A 17,655-nucleotide genomic window follows, 5' to 3' on the forward strand; every position below is an offset into this window, starting at 1 on the left:
TGGGGCCCAGGCCGATGCGCCCCGTCTCCCGGAACACGGCGGTGACCGGCCGCCGCCCACCCCGGCGGCGATCGGTCACCGTGTCCGTGCGGTCAGTACGAGGAGTCCGACCCGCTGCCCGACGCCGGCGGGGCGACCGCCTTCGGGGTGCCGGTCGGCAGGCAGGTCAGGTTCTTCTTGCCGTTCGGGTCGACCACGAACCAGGTGCCGCCGACCCCCTGGCCCTTCCACTGACCCGGCTTCTTGTCGCCGATGTAGCGGTAGACGGGCCAGCCGCCGAGCGTGAGCTGCCGGGTGCCGTCCTGGCGGGTGACGGTGCCGACCCGGTCGTCGGAGACGCCCCGCAGCGTCGGGTCGCCGTCGGTCAGCGCCGGCGGCCAGACCTGGGCGCACTTGTCCACGCAGTTCGACTGCGGCGGGTCGGCGGAGTCCTTGTCGAACCGGTACAGCACCCAGCCCTTCTGGTCGGTGACGACCCGACCCATCTTGGGCAGCTTCTTGCCGACCAGTTCGTCGGTCAGCTTCACGTCGGACGGGGGCGCCTTGTCGGCGACCGGCGTGTCGGGGGAGGCCGACGCCTCCGGTTCGGCCGCCGGGGTGGGTTCGGCCGCGGCGACGGCGACCGGCTCGGCCGCGCCCGTGTTGGCCCCGTCGTAGCCCGCGGGGGCGCAGGCCGTGAGTGCGACCATCGCGCTCGCGACGATGACGGTCGTCCGCTTGTGGTGTGCCACGTGCCCTCCTCATACTTGGCAGTTCGCCGAGTAGTACGGTCGGGAAGCTGTCAAGGTTGAAGTCGAAACGGTGGCAAGTTTCACAGTGGACTGATTGAACCGACAGGCGCCGCCGCCCGTGCGTCAGATGTCGTCCACAGTCACCAGCGGGCTCGCCACCCCGTTCGCGTCGACCGACTGCACCTGGATCTTCTCGATGTCACGCACCGGGGCCGAGGTGGACGCGCTCAGTTCCAGCGGAAGCTGGTTCTGGTTCGTGCCGTAACCCGCGGCCGGCACCGACCAGGACGACACCACCTCGCTCGTGGCGTTCTTGCGCACCACCACCAGCCGGCAGACGCGCGGCCCGGGCAGCCGGCCGAGCTGCACGGCGATCTGCGTGCCGTACTCCTTGCTCGCCAACCACATGGTGGTCTGCACGCCGGTGGCCGGGTCGGTGGCGTCGTGCTGGTCGCCCTCGATCTCCTTCTCCCCGCCGACACCCGGGCCGTTCGGGTCGCCCGGCCCGCCGCTGGGCGCCGCGGTCGGTGCGGCCGTGGTCGGGACGGCCTGCGGCACCGCCGGGTCGTCGCCGAGCATCCCCGCCGCGACCGCGCTCACCCCGCCGAACACCACCACGGCCGCCGCGGTGGCCAGCAACTGCCGTACCCGGGTACGCCGCCGGTCCCGCCGCACCGCCACCAGCGTCCGGTCCAGCAGGGCCGGGTCGGTGTGCGTCTGCTCCAGCGCGGCCATCGCCTCGCCGTCGATCCCGGACAGCAACCCCACCACCGGGACCATCGTCTCCAGTTCCGCCGCGCACGCCCAGCAGGCCGCCAGGTGTTCCTCGAACCGTTCCGCGTCCTGCGGATCCAGCACGCCCAACGCGTACGCCGCGACGTCCATGTGATCGGCCCGGCTCATTCGGTCACCCCCCTCTCCTGCAGAGCCGTGCGCAGCGCGCGCAGCGCGTAGTACACCCGCGACTTGGCGGTGCCCAGCGGAAGCCCCAACTCCTCGGCCGCCTCCGGCACGGTGCGACCACGGAAGTACGTCGCCACCAGGATCTCCCGGTGCGACTGGCTCAGCGTACGCAGCGCGTCCGCCACGGTCATCGTGCGCAGCACCCGGTCCGTGCTGTCCGCCTCCGCGAACGCGGTCAGATCCCGGTCGTACGTCTCCGGCGGGCGGGCCTGCTCGCTGCGGTGCTCGTCGATGGCGATCCGCCGGGCCACCGTCACCAGCCACGGACGCAGCGAACCCTGCCCCTGCACGCCGAGGCGGTGCGCGTTACGCCAGGCCCGCAGCAGCGTCTCCTGCACGATGTCCTCGGCGCGCTGCCGGTCCCCACCGGTCAGCCGCATCACGAACATCAGCAGTGGGCCGGCGTGCTCGGCGTACAGCATCCTGATCAACTGGTCGGAGTGGACGCTCTCGGCCGAGGCCGCCTGATGGCGTCCGGGTGCGGGGCTCGGCGGCACCGGGCCATTCTGGCGATCGACGCTGCGCGCGTCGACCCCCCGGTCCACACGCGACGCGTGCGAGCGCGGTTGGGCCCGGGCGAACATCCACCCGGGCCGCGCCACCTCGCCGTGCCAGCCGGCCGCCACCGCATGCATGCAGACCTCCGCTGTCCGATGACATCAGCCGGCCCCCACGGGCGTGGCCGCCCGGTGGTACGCAGCGATCAGCCGATCGGATCAACGTTTGACCGAAAAGATTCCCGGCGGCGGCGGGGTGGAGTCGACGGCGTCCGCGTCGGAGACCACCGGCGTGCCGGCGGCGAACCGGTCCAGCTCCGCGCCGGCCACCACCCGGCCGGGGAACCAGTCACCGGCCGCCCGCCGGGTCAGCTCCGGCACCGGCGGCTGCACCCGCGACGCCACCAGCACCAGGTTGCCGTACCGCCGGCCGCGCAGCACCGCCGCGTCGCCCACCAGGCAGGCCCGGGGCAGGACGGTACGCACGGTCGCCACCTGTCCCCGCGCGTGCCGCAACGGCGGACCGTCGGCGATGTTCGCCAGATAGCAGCCGTCGAGGGCCAGCACCCGGGCCACTTCCGTGGCGTACTCCACCGACGTCAGGTGGGCCGGGGTGCGGGCGCCGGCGAACACGTCCGCCACGATCACGTCGTACGCGCCGTCGCGGCTGGACGCCAGCGTGGCGCGGGCGTCGGCCACCCGCACCCTCAGCCGCGGGTCGGACGGCCACGGCAGCTCCCGCCGCACCAGCTCCACCAACGCGCCGTCCACCTCGGACACCCGCTGGGTGGAACCGGGCCGGGTGGCCTGCACGTAGCGCGGCAGGGTGAGCGCGCCGCCGCCCAGGTGCAGCACCCGCAGCGGGGTGCCGGCCGGCGCCACCAGGTCCAACGCGGCGGCCAGCCGCCGCACGTACTCGAACTCCAGGTGGGTCGAGTCGGCCAGGTCCACATGGGACTGCGGCGCACCGTCGAGCAGCAGCGTCCAGGAGCCCGGGCGGTCCCGGTCCGGCACCAGTTCGGCCCGCCCGGTGTCGACGTCGGCCACCACCCGGTCGGTGTCGCGTCGCCGGCCCATCAGCGCCGCATCCCGCGTGCGGCTGCGGTGAGCACCCGGTGCAGCAGGCGGGCGTCGCCGAGCATCCCGCGCAGCCGGCGCTCCAATCCGGCGATCGGCACCAGGTTCTGCGGGGCCCGCGGATCCTTGTACGGGCTGGAGGCGAACCGGGGCAGCGTCACGAGTGACAGGTCGGCCAGCGCCACCGCCTCCGGGACGGTCAGGTCCGCCGAGCACTCCACCCGCACGATCCCCGCCCACGGCGCGCCGACCGCCACCGGCAGCCGCAGATACCACGACCAGCCGCCCCACGCGGTGCCCAGCCGGAACACCGGGCACCGCTGCCCCGGGGCCAGCCCGGTCACCACCGCGGTGAGCCGGGCGTCCAGGTACTGGCTGTGCTGGGTCTTGATGTAGCCGAGCGTGCGCGGCAGGTTCCGCCGGCTGCGCAGCGGCCCGTCCACCACCAACAGGTCGCCGTCGGTGCGCACCGCGTCCGACACGGCCACCTCCAGCGCGGTCAGCGGGCCCTGCACCGCCGCCGGCAGCTTGCTCAGCTCACCGGTGCCGCCGACCCGGTGCACCGGATAGCGGACCGTGCCGGCGACGACGTCCTGCGCCGACGGGCTGGCCGTGAACAGTCCCCGGCCCACCCGGGAACCGGCCAGCTCCGCCGCCCCCCGGTCCAGGTCGCAGCGGACCACCCCGGCCGCGTACGAGGCGGCGATGCCCGGGAACGAGCCGCCGTCCTCCTCGGCGGTCCACACGCTGGCGTCGATCCGGCGCACCCCGTCGACGAGCAGCACCACGTCCGGCGCCCGCACCCCCGGCGCCGTGTCGATCGCCCGCCAGTCCGTGGCCGGCAGTTCGACGTCCGCGTCGACCTGGGCGCTGCTCGGCGCCGCCGGGCCGGACCCGCCCGCCGCCTCGAACGACGCCCCGTACGCCGGGTCCCACGCGTCGACGAAGAACCGCGCGCCCGCCGGCGAGGGCCCCGTCACGCGGTGCTCCCAGCGCTCACAGGCCGGTCCGTTCCACGCGGGCCGTCCGCGCGTCCTTGCGGACCTCGAAACGCACCGGGATGCGCTCGGCGAGCGCCGGCACGTGGGTGACCACCCCGACCATCCGGTCACCCCGCGCGGCCAGGCTCTCCAGGGTGGCCGCGACCGTGTCCAGCGTCGCCGCGTCCAACGTGCCGAAACCCTCGTCCAGCACGATCGACTCCAGGCTCGCGGCCGTGGTGGACATGCCGGCGAGCTGTTCGGACAACGCCAACGCCAACGCCAGCGACGCCTGGAACGTCTCCCCGCCGGACAGCGTCCGCACCCCACGCCGCAGCCCGGCGTCGTGGTGGTCGACCACGAAGAACTCACCCTTGTCGTGCATCAGGTCGTACTGCCCGGCGGACAGCTCCCGCAGGATCCGCGACGCGCCGTCGACGAGCAGGTCCAGCGCCTCGGTGAGCAGCCACCGCTCGAAGTTGTTGGCCCGCAGGTGCGCGGCGAGCGCTCGGGCCACCTGCGCCTCACGTTCGTGCCCGGCCCGCTGCTCCCGCAGTTCGGCGGCCTGCTCCCGGCGTTCGGTGAGCCGCCGCAGGTCCGCCTCGGCCCGCTCCACCGCCACCGCCACGTCGCGTGGTGCGTCGGCCGGCGCGTCCAGCCCGGCGGCGGTGAACAACCCGCCGATCCGGTCCGCCACCTCGGCCGCCGCCTGCCGCGCCGCGTCCACCGAGGCGGCCAGCCCGTCGCGGTCGGCGCGGCGTGCCCGCGCCTGGTCGTCCGCCCAGCCGGCCAACGCCGCCCAGGCCGCCGCCACGTCGTCCCGGTCGGCGGCCGGCGGCCCGAACCGGGCCAGGCCGTCGCGTACCGCGTCGAAGTCGCGCCAGGCCCGGCGCAGCCGTTCCTGTGCGCCGTCCAGTGCGCCCCGGGCCCGGCGGGCGGCCTCCCGGCCGGCCCGTACCGCGCCGGCCGCCTCCTCCAACGCGGTGCGCAGCCGCGCGTGCTCGGCCAGCGCCTCACGCAACCGCTGCGCCGCGGGAGCGTCCGCGAGTTGCCCGTCCAGCTCGGCCAGGCGCGCGGCGAGCCCGTCCTGCGCGGTCCGGGCACGCAGCAGCACCCGCTCCACGTCCCGGGCCGCGGCGTCGCGCTCCTGCACGACCCGCCCGGCCGCCTCGCTGGCCGCCCGGGCGGTCTTGCCGGCGGCGACCGCGCGGCCCACCGCCGAACCCGTCGGCACCGCCGGCACCACCGACACCACCTGTTCGCACACGGGGCAGGGCGCACCCGAGGCCAGGTGTGCCCGCAACGCCACCGCCCGGTCGGCCGCCTTCGCCTCCTCGTGCGCCCGGAACGCCGCCTCCAGCTCCGCCTCGGCCCGCTCCGCGTCCACCCGCGCCGACGCCAGCGCCGCCACCGCCGCGTCGTGCTCGGCGCGCGCCACCTCCACCGCCGCGCCGGTCGCCGCCGCCTCCGCGAGCAACCGGTCCCGATCCGCGTACGCCCGCAGGTGCAGCCGCAACGCGCTCTCGTCGCCGGCCGCGGCCAGCTCGCCGCGCAGCTTCTCCTCCCGCTCCTCGGCCAGCCCCACCGCGGCCGCCGCCTCGTCCGCGGCCACCCGGGCAAGGGCCACCGCCTGCGCCAGCTCCGCGGTGCCCGCCGGCGGCCGGACCCCGGCCAGCACCCCCAACTCGGCGTCCAGGGCGGCCAACGCCGCCGCCCGCTCACCTGCCGTGGCCCGGGCCCGCTCCAACTCCGGTACGGCGGCGGTGACCGCCCCGGCCAGCTCCCGCATCCGGTCGACGCGGCCCCGCGCGTCGACCAGGCTGTCGTCGTCGACGTCGGTGAGACCGCCGAGCATCCGGTCGACCGCCTCCAGCCTCGCCTCGGCCTGCCCGGCCCGCTCGACGGCCTTCTTCTGCACCTGCTCGTAGACACCCAGCCCGAGCAGGTTGACCAGGATCTGCTGGCGGGTGGCCGGCTTGGCGTGCAGGAAGTCGGCGAACTGCCCCTGCGGCAGCACCACGCAGGAGGTGAACTGCTCGTACGGCAACCCGACCGCGTCGAGCACCGCCTGCTCCATCTCGGCCGGCGTGCCCGCCACCACCTCGCCCAGGTCCTCCGGGCTGAGCCCCGTGTCGAGCTTGGTGACGTCGAACCCGGGCGGCATGAGCTGCAAGCCGGCGTTCGTCGTCTTCACCGTGCCCCGCCCGTCGCGGCGCACCACCCGGGTGGCGACGTAGCGGTCCCCGGCGGACTCGAACACCAGCCGGACCCGCGCCTCGGTGGTCGACGGCGCCAGCGCGTTGGCCAACCCCCGGGCGCCGCCCCAGCGCGGCACCGTGCCGTAGAGGGCGAAGCAGATCGCGTCGAGCACCGTCGACTTGCCCGAGCCGGTCGGCCCGACCAGCGCGAAGAAGTCGGCGTCTGTGAAATCGACGGTGGTCTCGTCGCGGAACACGGTGAAACCCGCCATGTCCAGGCGCATCGGCCGCATCAGTGCTCCACCTCCTCGAGCAGCTCGTCGAAGAGATCCCGGACACCCTCGTCGGCGTGCCCGCGGCTGTCCAGGTAGTCGGCGAACAACTCGCCCGGCGAGCGGCCGGCCCGCTGGGCGGTGCGGGCGCCGCTGCCCGGGGCGGGCACCAGCTCCGGGTCGATCCGGATCTCCAGCGCGCGGGGAAGCAGCTCCTGCACCTCCTCGCGCAGCCCAGCCCGGGGCTGCTCCCGGACGTAGACGCGCAGCCAGCCCTCGGGCGGCTCCACCTCGGCGAGCTGGGCCAGCGTGCCCCGCAGCGTGCGCAGCGGCACCGCGCCGGGCACCGGCACCTCCCGGATGCGGGCGGCCGTCGCGGCGGTCACCTCCACGATCGTCACCGAGCTGATGTTCTCCTGCTCGCCGAAGTCCACCGCGAGCGGGCTGCCGCTGTAGCGGATCGGGCACGGACCGATCACCCGCTGGGAGCGGTGCAGGTGGCCCAGCGCCACGTAGTGCGCGTTGCCCGGGAAGACGGTGGCCGGCACCGCGTAGCCGAGCACGGTGTGCGCGTCCCGCTCGCCGCCGCCGGTGCTCGCCCCGACCACGGTGAGGTGGGCGGTGACCAGGTGCACCCGGTCCGGCTCGGTGAACCCCTCGGCGAGCCGGTCGAGCACCCGGCCCAGGTGGTCGGCGTAGGTCTGGTTGGCCTCTGCGGGGGTGAGCGTGTACATCTCCACCGCGCGCACCGCGTACCGCTGGGACAGGAACGGCAGCGCGGCGACCCGCCACCGCTCGCCGCCGGTGGTGACCCCGTCGACGACGTGTTCGTCCGGGTTCTCCCGGACGCTGCCGCGCAACGTGATCCCGGCGGCGTCGGCCCACGGGCGCAGCGCGTCCAGCGCGGCTCCGTTGTCGTGGTTGCCGCCGATCACCACCACGTCGGCCCCGGTGCGGCGCAGCGCGGTCAGCGCCCGGGTGACCAACCGGGTCGCCTCCGGGGTGGGCGCGGCGGTGTCGTAGAGGTCACCGGCCACGAGCACCAGGTCGGGCCGCTCACGCTGGGCGATCTCGATCACCTGGCCGAGGACCTGCTTGTGCTCCTCGGCCCGGGACTGCCCCTTGAGGACCTTGCCGACGTGCCAGTCGGAGGTGTGCAGGATCTTCATGGTGGGTGCCGCCTAGAACGGGATGTCGTCGTCGGAGGAGCCGGAGCCGACCACCGCGAACGGGTCGGCGGCCTGGGTGATCGACCGTAGCGTCTCCGAGGGCGCGCGGCCCGCCTCGGACACCCGGGTGGCCCAGGCCGGGAACGGGAACTCCAGGCAGAGCGGGACCGGGATGTCCGGCTGGTTGACGAACATGGTGCCCGGCTTGGCCAGCAGCGCCCGCTGGCGCTGCGCGGGCGGGAGGAAGCCGTACTCCGGGCGGGACGCCTCGGCCGGGTCGAGCCGACCGACCACCCGGATCGCGGAGTTGGTGACGATCCGCCGTTCCACCTCGCTTGCGGTCTGCTGCGCGCCGACCAGGATCACCCCCAGCGAGCGGCCCCGCTCGGCGATGTCGAGCAGCACCTCCTTGATCGGTGAGGAACCCTCCCGGGGCGCGTACTTGTTCAACTCGTCGAGCACGACGAACAGCAACGGCTTGGCGGTGCCGGCCTTCTCCTTGCGCTCGAACTCGCTCTTGAGCGTCACACCGACCACGAAGCGCTGCGCGCGGTCCGGCAGGTTGTGCAGGTCGACCACGGTGACCTGGGCGCTCTCCGCGGTGTTGATCGAGTGCGGGCGGCGGGTGGCCAGGTCGCCCCGGATCAACCGGCCCAGGTCCTTCTTGCTGCCGATGAGCCGCCTGGCGAACGCGTTGACCGTGCCCAGCCCGACCGCGCTGCCGGCCCACTCGCCCCGCGTCTCGTCGTCGTTGAGCCGCTCGACCACGTGGTCGACCAGGTCGGCGTAGGAGCCGAGGCGCACCCCGTCGATGCTCACCCCACCGTCGGCGGGCTGGGCGTACCGGGCCAGGTGGGCGGCCACCGAGTGGACCACCATCGTGTACTGCTGGCGTTCGTCGTCGGCGTCGGCGAAGACGTACGGCAGCAGCCGGTCGGCGCAGAACTCCGACAGCGTCCAGTAAAAGCTGTCCACACCGGTGAGCCGGCTGCTCACATCCGGCGTGCCGGAGGAGTCGCCGACGCGGGGCGGGGCGTACACCCGCACGTCCGGGAACGCCCCGGCGTCGAGACCCAGTCGCGCGTACGCCGCCCGGGTCGGGTCGTCGAGCCGGGTGTTCGGGTGGTCGAGGAAGAGCAGGTCCTCGCCCTTGACGTTGAAGATCAGCGCCTTGGCGTTGACCGCGTCGCCGCCGAGCACCCCGGAGCGGAACACCGAGTAGAGCAGGAACGTGGCGAAGCTGGTCTTGGTGGCCACACCGGAGATGCCGGAGATGGACACGTGCGCGCCCCGGGTGCCGTCGAGGAAGTCGGCGTTGAGGTAGACCGGCACGCCGTCGCGACCCATCCCCATCGGGATCCGCCGCTCCATCCGGTCGAAGTGCAGCGCCCGCGCCCGGGCGTCGCCCTCGGCCCGGTGCACCACGGCGCCGGGCGTGGGCGGCACGTAGAACTCCGGGTCGACCCGGGTGGTGGTGATCTCGGCGGCCTCCTGGACCTGCGCCGGCAGCGTACCGTCGGCGATGGCGAAGACGTCGGACTCGAACTGGGCCCCCTCGTGCCGGGCGCGCACCTGGGTCACCACCCCGGCGATGGTCACCGGCTCGCGGTCGGGCAGCTCGCGGCGGGTCACCACCACGTCGTCGAGTTGCAGGTAGCTGCCGGGGGCGACGGCCGTCCAGAAGGTGAGCGGGGTGGCGTCGGCGGTGCCGAGCACCCGGCCGACACCCTCACCGGGGCCGTCGAGCTGGTCGTCGGTCATCGGTGGTCTCCGGTCGGCTGGTCGTCCCGTAGGCGGTGCACGTCGTGCATCCTGCCCGAGGGATGCGACAGGTTGCCACGCGACGCGGCGGACGCCACGCCGCCGTGCGCCGAGCGGTAGCCGCGCGGATTCACCCCGCCACGGTGCGTGCGCTTTTGCCTTCCGCGGCCCGTCGTGCGGGGCGATGCCGATCGAGGCGCCCTCCACCCTCCTGCGCCCGCCGGGTACGACGCGTGGCCGGCTTGCGCGTCGTGCCCGGCGTGCGCGTCGAGTGCCGTGGCCTGACACGCTGCCGGCTCTCGCGCCGGCTGCGACGTCGCCGGGTTCCGCGTTGGCCGTCGCGGTGCTGGTCCTGCGCCGCCTGCCGCGCTGCCGGCCTTCGCACTGCCGGCCTTCGCGCGCCGCGCACCCGATGGCCGCCAGGGGCGAGGTGCCATCCGGCGATGCGTCCTCGCGACCGTTCGGTCGAACACCAGGGGGTGCTTCCGCGCGCCGACGACGACATGGCGTTCCACCCAGCGGTCGCCACCCGAGGTCCGACCACAACTCACCTAGATCGTCATCCGGGCTGTCCCGTCAGGGAGGACACCCGTCCCGCCTGACGGGAGCCCGGAGCTCTTGGTACGAAACGGCCCCTATAAGGGCCATTTCGTACCAAGATCCCGGCCGGGTGGCGGGTGGCGGGTGGCGGGTGAGGGGACTGGGGCTGGGACTGGGGCGGCGTGGCGGTGTCGGGGCTCAGGCGGCGGGGGTGGAACCGGCCGACGGTGGGTCGGCCGGGTCGCGGGCGTACCGCAGCATCAGCACCCCGTCGGCGGCGGCCAGCACGTGGCGCAGCGGCAGGTGCCGGGGCGGGCCGGCGTCCCCGGCGGTGATCCGCCCCGGGCCGGCGCCGGCGAGCAGTGGTGCCACGGTCAGGCACAGCTCGTCAACGAGGTCGGCCGCGGTGAGCGCGCCGAACAGGTGCGGGCCGCCCTCGCAGAGCAACTGGTCCAGCCCGCGTCGGCGCAGCTCGGCCAGGCCGGCGGCCAGGTCGACCCGGTCGGTGCCGCAGCGGACCAGGTCGGCGACGTCGGTCAGGCCGGGCGGCGGTACGGCGCCGGTGTGGGTGAGCACGACCGGCCGGACCGGGGCGTCGGCGAACGCGGCCTGCGCCGGGTCGAGGTCGAGCGAGCCGGAGACGACAACGAGTGTCGGGAACTCGGCCAGCCCTTGCTCGCGCCGCCAGGCCCGGCGTTCCGGCCTCGGTCGGACCGCCCGGTAACCCTCGTGACGCAGCGTGCCGGCGGCGACCACGAGGGCGTCGCAGAGCATCCGCAGCAGCCCGAAGACCCGCTTGTCCGGCTCACCGGAGAGTCCTGCGGAGTAGCCGTCCAGAGTGACCGCGCCGTCGGCGCTGGCGACGAAGTTGACCCGCAGGTGGGGGCGGTCCGCCCGGCCGTAGAGCGCGGTGAGCTGCGGATCGGTGAGCGCGCCGGTGGCGGGCGCGGGCCAGATCCGTTCGATCGGGGTGGCGACGCTCATTCGCCGACCGGGCCGGTGACCGGAGGGGTCGGCTCGGGGTCACGGTGCTGGCAGTTGCACCACTTCCGGCCGGGACAGTCGTCGTGCCGCCGTTCCCGGCACGCTCGGCAGATCATGCAGGCAGCCTATGCCCAGCAAGAATGGGATGTCGTGTCGCGTCGGGCCTTCCCGTCGATGGTGTGTCCGACCGGGGCCCGGCCGCCGGTGGAGGACTGCTGCGCCGACGACCCGGGTGAGCGCTACGTCATCCGGCCGGCCGCGTTCGCCGACCCGGGGGGCCGGAGCACCCGACGGTGCGCGAGTGGACCGATCGGCGACGTCCGACGTGGTCCGCTGCCACCGTCCTGATGCGCCGCTGTTGCTGACCGCGGCCCCCGCGGGCCGGCCTCAGGACTCCCGCACGGCGAGGCGGTAACGAAATGGGAACGCTCCCAACGGTCTATTGACACCCCTGTCACCTCCCGGCAACCTCATGGGAGCGCTCCCGAGGCGGCGTGGATATCGTCCCTGCCCCGCTCCGGCCGGCGCCACAGCACCCCCCACCACACAGCAGATTTCGCCTCACCACCGAAAGAGGGGTCTCGGATGAGCGTCCCAATCCGTCGTCGGCGGTTCGCGGCCATCGCGCTCGCGTCCGCCGTCGTGCTCACCACCGCCGTCGCCTGCGGCGACGACTCGGACAGCAACAGCAGCGGCGGCAGCGACGGCCCGATCACCCTGGTCGTCGACGTTTTCGGCGACCAGGGCTTCGGCTACGAAGAGCTGTACAAGCAGTACGAAGCGGAGCACACGAACGTCAAGATCCAGGAGCGGGGCAAGGGCCTCAACCTCGGTGACTACAACACCCGCCTGACCCAGCAGATCACCGCCGGGTCGGGTGCCGGCGACGTGGTGGCCCTGGAAGAGGGCACGATCGTCCAGTTCTACGCCCAGGCCGACAAGTTCGTGAACCTGGCCGACCACGGCGCGAACGACCTCAAGGGCAACTTCCTGCCGTGGAAGTGGGAGCAGGGCACCACCCCCGACGGCAAGGTGCTGGGCCTCGGCACCGACGTCGGCTCGATGGCGCTGTGCTACCGCAGCGACCTGTTCAAGGCCGCCGGGCTGCCCACCGACCGCGAGCAGGTCGGCGCGCTCTGGCCGACCTGGGACCAGTTCATCGCCACCGGCCAGAAGTTCGCCGCCGCCGACAAGAAGCACAAGTTCGTCGACTCGGCGACCAACTTCTTCAACGTGGTGCTGATGCAGACGGCGGGCCAGGGCACCGGCTACACCTACTACGACAAGAGCAACAAGCTGGTCATCGACCAGAACCCGGACGTGCAGACCGCGTACCAGCTCACCACCAAGATGATCGCCGCCGGGCTGTCGAACAACCTGCAGTCCTTCTCCAACGAGTGGAACGGCGGCTTCAAGAACGGCACCTTCGCCACCATCGCCTGCCCCGCCTGGATGACCGGTGTCATCAAGGGTCAGGCCGGTGAGGCGGCGGCCGGTAAGTGGGACATCGCCAAGGCCCCCGGCTCGGGCGGCAACTGGGGCGGTTCCTTCCTGGGCGTGCCGAAGGCCAGCAAGCACCAGAAGGAGGCCGCGGAGCTGGTCAAGTTCCTGACCAGCGCCAAGGGCCAGATCGGCGCGTACAAGGCGGTCGGCAACCTGCCGTCGAACCCGCAGGCGCTCACCGACCCGGCGGTGGCCGACTCGACCAACGAGTACTTCACCAAGGCCCCGGTCGGCAAGATCTTCGCCGCCGGCGCCAGCGAGCTGAAGCCGGTCTACCTCGGCCCGAAGAACAACGCGGTCCGCACCGCCGTGGAGAACACGCTGCGCGCCGTGGAGCAGGGCAAGTCGGCCGACGAGCAGTGGCAGGCGGCCCTGAAGAACGGTGCGGCCGCCGGTAAGTGACCGGTTGAGCCGCCCGCGGGTGGCGTCGGCAGCCCCACGCTGCCGGCGCCACCCGCGGTGCCCGCAGAGCCCGGTGTCGCCCGTGTGCGGGTGGCGCCGGCCGAGGAGAAGGACCCCCCATGAGCCTCGACCTGCACGCCGTGGCGCCGCCTGAGCCCGGACCGCCGCGCGCTGCCCGCCACACTCGCCGCCGCGCCACCTCACTGACGCGGCTGGACCTGAAGTACTCGCCGTACCTGTACGTCCTGCCGTTCTTCCTGATCTTCGCCGTGTTCAGCGCGTACCCGATCGGATACACGGTCTGGATCGCGCTGACCGACCGGTCGCCGCTGAACTCGACGATCTCCTTCGTCGGGATGGACAACTTCGTCGAACTGATCACCGAGGATCCGCAGTTCTGGAACGCGGTGGTGAACACGTTCGGCATGTTCCTGCTCTCCACCGTGCCCCAGCTGCTGCTGGCGCTGATGCTGGCCAACGCGCTGAACCGGCGGCTGCGTGCGCAGACGTTCTTCCGGATGGCCATCGCGATGCCGATCATCACCTCGACCGCGGTGGTCGCGCTGATCTTCTCGATGATCTACGCCAGGGAGTTCGGCCTGGTCAACTGGTTGCTCGACAGCGTGGGCCTGGACCCGATCGACTGGCGGGCGAACCGCTTCGCCTCCTGGTTCGCCATCTCCACGATGGTCGACTGGCGCTGGATCGGCTACAACGCGCTCATCTACCTGGCCGCCATGCAGTCGATCAGCAAGGACATGTACGAGGCGGCGGCGCTGGACGGCGCGTCCCGGCGACGCCAGTTCTGGTCGATCACCGTTCCGCAGCTACGCCCCACGATCATCTTCACACTGATCATCTCGACCATCGGCGGCCTCCAGCTCTTCACCGAGCCCCTGCTGTTCACCAGCGGCTCGGGCGGTCTCTCCGGCGGTTCGGAGGGGCAGTTCCAGACCATCACGATGTACCTGCTCGACGTCATGAACCAGCGCTTCCGGTGGGGCTACGCCGGGGCGGTCGCGCTCGTGCTCTTCGTGCTCATCGCGTTGATGTCGACGGTCAACTACCTGCTGGCCCGCCGCATCAGCTCCGACAAGTGAGGTGACGAGATGACGACCACCACCGTCCGGCCGCCGATCCAGCCCACCGCCCCGCCACGCGCCACCCACCGGGCCGAGGGCCTCTGGAAGGCCAGCCCGCTGACCTGGATCGGCCTGGTCCTGGGCGTGATCCTGTCGCTGTTCCCGTTCTACTGGATGATCGTGATCGCCAGCCGGACGAACGACGCGGCCAACTCCTGGCCGCCGCCGTTCCTGCCCGGCGGCAAGCTCGGCGAGAACATCGAGCGGGTGCTCGCCAACGGCGACGCCAACATCGTCAAGGGGCTGATGAACTCGTTCCTGGTCTCCGGGACGATCACCGTGGCGACGGTGTTCTTCGGCTCGCTCGCCGGCTTCGCGTTCGCCAAGCTGCGGTTCCGGGGCAAGAACGCGCTGCTGCTGATCATCCTCGCGTCGATGATGGTCCCGATCCAGCTCGGCGTGCTGCCGCTGTACATCCTGATGGCGAAGCTCGAATGGCTGAACACCATGCCCTCGGTGACCGTGCCGTTCCTCATCGGCGGCTTCGGGATCTTCATGATGCGCCAGTACGCCGAGCAGGCGGTGCCGAACGAGCTGATCGAGGCCGCCCGGGTGGACGGCTGCTCCACGTGGAAGGTGTACTGGCACGTGGTGATGCCCGCGTTGCGTCCGGCCGCCGCCGTACTGGGCCTGCTGACCTTCATGGAGCAGTGGAACCAGTTCTTCTGGCCCTTCGTGGTGCTGGCCGACCCGTCCAACCCCACCGTCCAGATCTCGTTGCGTAGCCTGAATACGGCGTACTTCGCCGACAACTCGCAGATCTTCGCCGGTACGTTGATCGCGACCCTGCCCCTGTTCATCGTGTTCGTTCTGTTCGGCCGCCAGATCATCGGCGGCATCATGGAAGGCGCCGTCAAGTCGTGAGCAACCCAGTAAGCCCGCCCGCCGTCGGCGTCCTCGACGCGGGCCCGGCCGTGACCTTCCCGCCCGGCTTCCTGTGGGGTGCGGCCACCGCCGCCTACCAGATCGAGGGAGCCGCGGCGGAGGGTGGCCGCGCCCCGTCGATCTGGGACACCTTCAGCCACACCGAGGGTCGGACGGTGGGCGGGCACACCGGCGACGTCGCCTGCGACCACTACCACCGGATGCCCGACGACGTGCGGCTGATGGCCGAGCTGGGGCTGCGTTCGTACCGGTTCTCGGTGAGCTGGCCGCGGGTGCAGCCGGGCGGCACGGGCGGGGCCAACCAGGAGGGCATGGACTTCTACCGCCGGTTGGTCGACGAACTGCTCAGCCACGGCATCGAGCCCTGGCTGACGCTCTACCACTGGGATCTGCCGCAGCCGTTGGAGGACGCCGGCGGCTGGCCGGCCCGGGACACCGCCGGCCGTTTCGCCGAGTACACCCAGTTGGTCGCCGACGCGCTCGGCGACCGGGTGAAGTACTTCACCACGCTCAACGAGCCGTGGTGCTCGGCGTTCCTCGGCTACGGCTCCGGCGTGCACGCGCCGGGCCGCAGCAACGGCGCGGACGCGGTCCGGGCGGGGCACCACCTGATGCTCGGGCACGGCCTGGCCGTGCAGGCGCTGCGGGCGTCCCGTCCGCAGGTGCAGGCCGGCATCACGGTCAACCTCTACCCGGTCACCCCGGCCACCGGCTCGGCGGCGGACGTCGACGCGGCCCGCCGCATCGACGCGCTCGCCAACCGGTTCTTCCTCGACCCGGTGCTGCGCGGGGCCTACCCGGCGGACCTCGTCGCCGACCTGCGCGAGGTCACCGACCTCGGGCACGTCCGCGACGGGGACCTGGCGACCATCTCCACCCCGCTGGACATGGTCGGCGTCAACTACTACAGCCGGCACGTGGTCGCCGCGCCGGTCGAGGGCGCGGAGCCGGAGCCGTACTGGCGGGCGCCGTCCTGCTGGCCGGGCAGCGAGGACGTGCGGTTCGTCACCCGCGGCGTCCCGGTGACCGACATGGGCTGGGAGATCGACGCCCCCGGCCTGGTGGAGACGCTGGAGCGGGTCCACCAGGAATACACCGACCTGCCGCTCTACGTCACCGAGAACGGTTCGGCGTTCGTCGACGCGCTCGCCGACGGCCGGGTCGACGACCCGGACCGGCTGGCCTACTTCGCCGCGCACCTGCGCGCGGCGCACGCCGCGATCGAGGCCGGGGTGCCGCTGAAGGGCTACTTCGCCTGGTCGCTGCTGGACAACTTCGAGTGGGCCTGGGGCTACACGAAGCGGTTCGGGATGGTCTATGTCGACTACGACAGCCAGGCCCGGATCGCGAAGTCCAGCGCCAGGTGGTACGCCGACGTGATCCGACGCAACGGCCTGCCCGCACAATAAGCTGGGCGCCAGCCAGTAACGGGCGGCCTCGGCGCCGACGCCTCAACCGGCGCCGAGGCCCGCCCGACCGTCGGAGGAGCACAGACGATGACAACCCAGCGCACCCGCTCGCTCGGGCGCCCGACCCTTGACGCGGTCGCGGCCCGCGCCGGCGTCGGGCGCGGCACGGTGTCCCGCGTGGTCAACGGGTCGCCGCAGGTCAGCCCGGAGGCCCGGGCCGCGGTCCAGCAGGCCATCGCCGAGCTGGGTTACGTGCCCAACCGTGCCGCGCGTGCGCTGGTCACCCAGCGGACCGACTCGGTGGCCCTGGTCGTCTCCGAGTCGGGGGAGCGGGTCTTCACCGAGCCGTTCTTCGCGGCGATCGTCCGGGGCGTCAGCTCCGGGCTGCTGGAGACGCCGATGCAGCTCTGGTTGGCCATGGTGCAGTCGCCGATCGAGCGGGAGCGGGTCGAGCACCACCTGACCAACCAGCACGTGGATGGCGTACTGCTGCTGTCCCTGCACGACGCCGACCCGCTGCCCACGCTGCTGGAGGAGCGCGGCCTGCCGACGGTGCTCGGCGGCCGGCCGGCCCGGATGCTGCACCCGAACGCCCAGCCGGCGTGGTTCGTCGACGTGGACAACGTCGGCGGCGCGCGGCAGGCGGTGGAGCACCTGTTCCACCAGGGGCGGGAGCGGGTGGCCACCATCGCCGGCCCGCAGGACATGGGCGCCGGCCTGGCCCGGCTCTCCGGCTACCGGGAGGCGGTGCGCGCCGCCGGTGGCCGGGTCGACCCGGGCCTGATCGCGTACGGGGACTTCAGCGAGGGCAGCGGCACGGCCGCGATGCGCCGGCTGTTGGAGGCTTGCCCGCACCTGGACGCGGTCTTCGTCGCCTCGGACCTGATGGCCTTCGGCGCGTTGCGCGCGCTGCGCGAGGCGGGCCGTCGGGTGCCCGAGGACGTGGCGGTGGTCGGCTTCGACGACGCCCCGATCGCGCGGCAGGCCGAGCCGCTCCTGACCACCGTGTTCCAGCCGGTGGAGGAGATGGGCCGCAAGATGGCCCAGATGCTCGTGGCCCGCATCCGCGGCGACGAGGTTCCGTCGCCGCAGGTCGTGCTGGACACCAAGCTCATCCACCGCACCTCCGCCTGACCCGCCCG

The 17,655-nt window shown here is 73.0% G+C and carries 14 protein-coding genes; 5 read left to right on the forward strand and 9 right to left on the reverse strand.

Annotated elements, in window-relative coordinates; genetic code table 11:
- Positions 1 to 92: 92 nt before the first annotated feature.
- The 9 genes from ACLQ2X_RS22215 to ACLQ2X_RS22255 all read right to left on the reverse strand — a co-directional run bounded on the left by ACLQ2X_RS22215 (position 93) and on the right by ACLQ2X_RS22255 (position 11,172).
- Positions 93 to 731, reverse strand: coding sequence for a hypothetical protein (locus tag ACLQ2X_RS22215; RefSeq protein ID WP_425683000.1), 639 nt, complete (start codon positions 729 to 731; stop codon positions 93 to 95).
- A 123-nt stretch (positions 732 to 854) separates the two neighbouring features.
- Complete coding sequence (locus tag ACLQ2X_RS22220; protein WP_425683001.1) at positions 855 to 1,634, reverse strand: anti-sigma factor family protein; 780 nt, start codon at positions 1,632 to 1,634, stop codon at positions 855 to 857.
- A complete protein-coding gene (locus ACLQ2X_RS22225; RefSeq protein ID WP_425683002.1) occupies positions 1,631 to 2,329 on the reverse strand; it encodes a sigma-70 family RNA polymerase sigma factor in 699 nt (232 codons plus the stop codon). The genes ACLQ2X_RS22220 and ACLQ2X_RS22225 overlap by 4 nt, the downstream gene beginning before the upstream one ends.
- Positions 2,330 to 2,410: 81 nt before the next feature.
- Positions 2,411 to 3,268 carry a spermidine synthase gene (locus ACLQ2X_RS22230; protein WP_425683003.1) on the reverse strand — a complete coding sequence of 286 codons (858 nt, stop codon included), beginning with the start codon at positions 3,266 to 3,268 and terminating at the stop codon, positions 2,411 to 2,413.
- Positions 3,268 to 4,248: a hypothetical protein gene (locus ACLQ2X_RS22235; protein WP_425683004.1), complete on the reverse strand. Its 981-nt coding sequence runs from the start codon at positions 4,246 to 4,248 to the stop codon at positions 3,268 to 3,270. Before ACLQ2X_RS22235 ends, ACLQ2X_RS22230 begins: the two co-directional genes overlap by 1 nt.
- A gap of 16 nt (positions 4,249 to 4,264) precedes the next feature.
- Positions 4,265 to 6,739, reverse strand: a complete 2,475-nt coding sequence (locus ACLQ2X_RS22240) for an AAA family ATPase (protein ID WP_425683005.1) — start codon at positions 6,737 to 6,739, stop codon at positions 4,265 to 4,267.
- Complete coding sequence (locus ACLQ2X_RS22245; protein ID WP_425683006.1) at positions 6,739 to 7,887, reverse strand: exonuclease SbcCD subunit D; 1,149 nt, start codon at positions 7,885 to 7,887, stop codon at positions 6,739 to 6,741. Before ACLQ2X_RS22245 ends, ACLQ2X_RS22240 begins: the two co-directional genes overlap by 1 nt.
- Positions 7,888 to 7,899: 12 nt before the next feature.
- Positions 7,900 to 9,648 (reverse strand): ATP-binding protein, encoded by a 1,749-nt coding sequence (locus tag ACLQ2X_RS22250; RefSeq protein WP_425683007.1) that lies wholly within the window; start codon positions 9,646 to 9,648, stop codon positions 7,900 to 7,902.
- Between the two features lie 738 nt (positions 9,649 to 10,386).
- On the reverse strand, positions 10,387 to 11,172 hold the full coding sequence (locus tag ACLQ2X_RS22255; protein WP_425683008.1) for a pyrimidine reductase family protein: 786 nt from the start codon (positions 11,170 to 11,172) through the stop codon (positions 10,387 to 10,389).
- 585 nt (positions 11,173 to 11,757) lie between these two features.
- On the opposite strand from ACLQ2X_RS22255, the gene ACLQ2X_RS22260 reads away from it, so the two are divergent.
- The 5 genes from ACLQ2X_RS22260 (at position 11,758) to ACLQ2X_RS22280 (ending at position 17,647) form a co-directional block, all read left to right on the forward strand.
- A complete protein-coding gene (locus ACLQ2X_RS22260; protein WP_425683009.1) occupies positions 11,758 to 13,077 on the forward strand; it encodes an extracellular solute-binding protein in 1,320 nt (439 codons plus the stop codon).
- Between the two features lie 119 nt (positions 13,078 to 13,196).
- Positions 13,197 to 14,177 carry a carbohydrate ABC transporter permease gene (locus tag ACLQ2X_RS22265; RefSeq protein WP_425683010.1) on the forward strand — a complete coding sequence of 327 codons (981 nt, stop codon included), beginning with the start codon at positions 13,197 to 13,199 and terminating at the stop codon, positions 14,175 to 14,177.
- A 9-nt stretch (positions 14,178 to 14,186) separates the two neighbouring features.
- Positions 14,187 to 15,083 carry a carbohydrate ABC transporter permease gene (locus ACLQ2X_RS22270; RefSeq protein WP_425683011.1) on the forward strand — a complete coding sequence of 299 codons (897 nt, stop codon included), beginning with the start codon at positions 14,187 to 14,189 and terminating at the stop codon, positions 15,081 to 15,083.
- Positions 15,080 to 16,513 (forward strand): GH1 family beta-glucosidase, encoded by a 1,434-nt coding sequence (locus ACLQ2X_RS22275; protein WP_425683012.1) that lies wholly within the window; start codon positions 15,080 to 15,082, stop codon positions 16,511 to 16,513. Before ACLQ2X_RS22270 ends, ACLQ2X_RS22275 begins: the two co-directional genes overlap by 4 nt.
- Before the next feature lie 87 nt (positions 16,514 to 16,600).
- Positions 16,601 to 17,647 (forward strand): LacI family DNA-binding transcriptional regulator, encoded by a 1,047-nt coding sequence (locus ACLQ2X_RS22280; RefSeq protein ID WP_425683013.1) that lies wholly within the window; start codon positions 16,601 to 16,603, stop codon positions 17,645 to 17,647.
- Positions 17,648 to 17,655: the final 8 nt, after the last annotated feature.

Origin of the sequence: Micromonospora sp. DT31 (assembly GCF_049841795.1) — a bacterium.
In the GTDB taxonomy this organism is placed as follows: Bacteria; Actinomycetota; Actinomycetes; order Mycobacteriales; family Micromonosporaceae; genus Micromonospora.

Bases quoted from the DNA above. Each gene is read 5' to 3' on its own strand.
- ACLQ2X_RS22230 (WP_425683003.1), bottom strand. From the start codon at position 3,268: ATGGGCCGGCGACGCGACACCGACCGGGTGGTGGCCGACGTCGACACC.
- ACLQ2X_RS22240 (WP_425683005.1), bottom strand. From the start codon at position 6,739: ATGCGGCCGATGCGCCTGGACATGGCGGGTTTCACCGTGTTCCGCGAC.
- ACLQ2X_RS22245 (WP_425683006.1), bottom strand. From the start codon at position 7,887: ATGAAGATCCTGCACACCTCCGACTGGCACGTCGGCAAGGTCCTCAAG.
- ACLQ2X_RS22225 (WP_425683002.1), bottom strand. From the start codon at position 2,329: ATGCATGCGGTGGCGGCCGGCTGGCACGGCGAGGTGGCGCGGCCCGGG.
- ACLQ2X_RS22220 (WP_425683001.1), bottom strand. From the start codon at position 1,634: ATGAGCCGGGCCGATCACATGGACGTCGCGGCGTACGCGTTGGGCGTG.
- ACLQ2X_RS22255 (WP_425683008.1), bottom strand. From the start codon at position 11,172: ATGAGCGTCGCCACCCCGATCGAACGGATCTGGCCCGCGCCCGCCACC.
- ACLQ2X_RS22265 (WP_425683010.1), top strand. From the start codon at position 13,197: ATGAGCCTCGACCTGCACGCCGTGGCGCCGCCTGAGCCCGGACCGCCG.
- ACLQ2X_RS22250 (WP_425683007.1), bottom strand. From the start codon at position 9,648: ATGACCGACGACCAGCTCGACGGCCCCGGTGAGGGTGTCGGCCGGGTG.
- ACLQ2X_RS22260 (WP_425683009.1), top strand. From the start codon at position 11,758: ATGAGCGTCCCAATCCGTCGTCGGCGGTTCGCGGCCATCGCGCTCGCG.
- ACLQ2X_RS22270 (WP_425683011.1), top strand. From the start codon at position 14,187: ATGACGACCACCACCGTCCGGCCGCCGATCCAGCCCACCGCCCCGCCA.
- ACLQ2X_RS22280 (WP_425683013.1), top strand. From the start codon at position 16,601: ATGACAACCCAGCGCACCCGCTCGCTCGGGCGCCCGACCCTTGACGCG.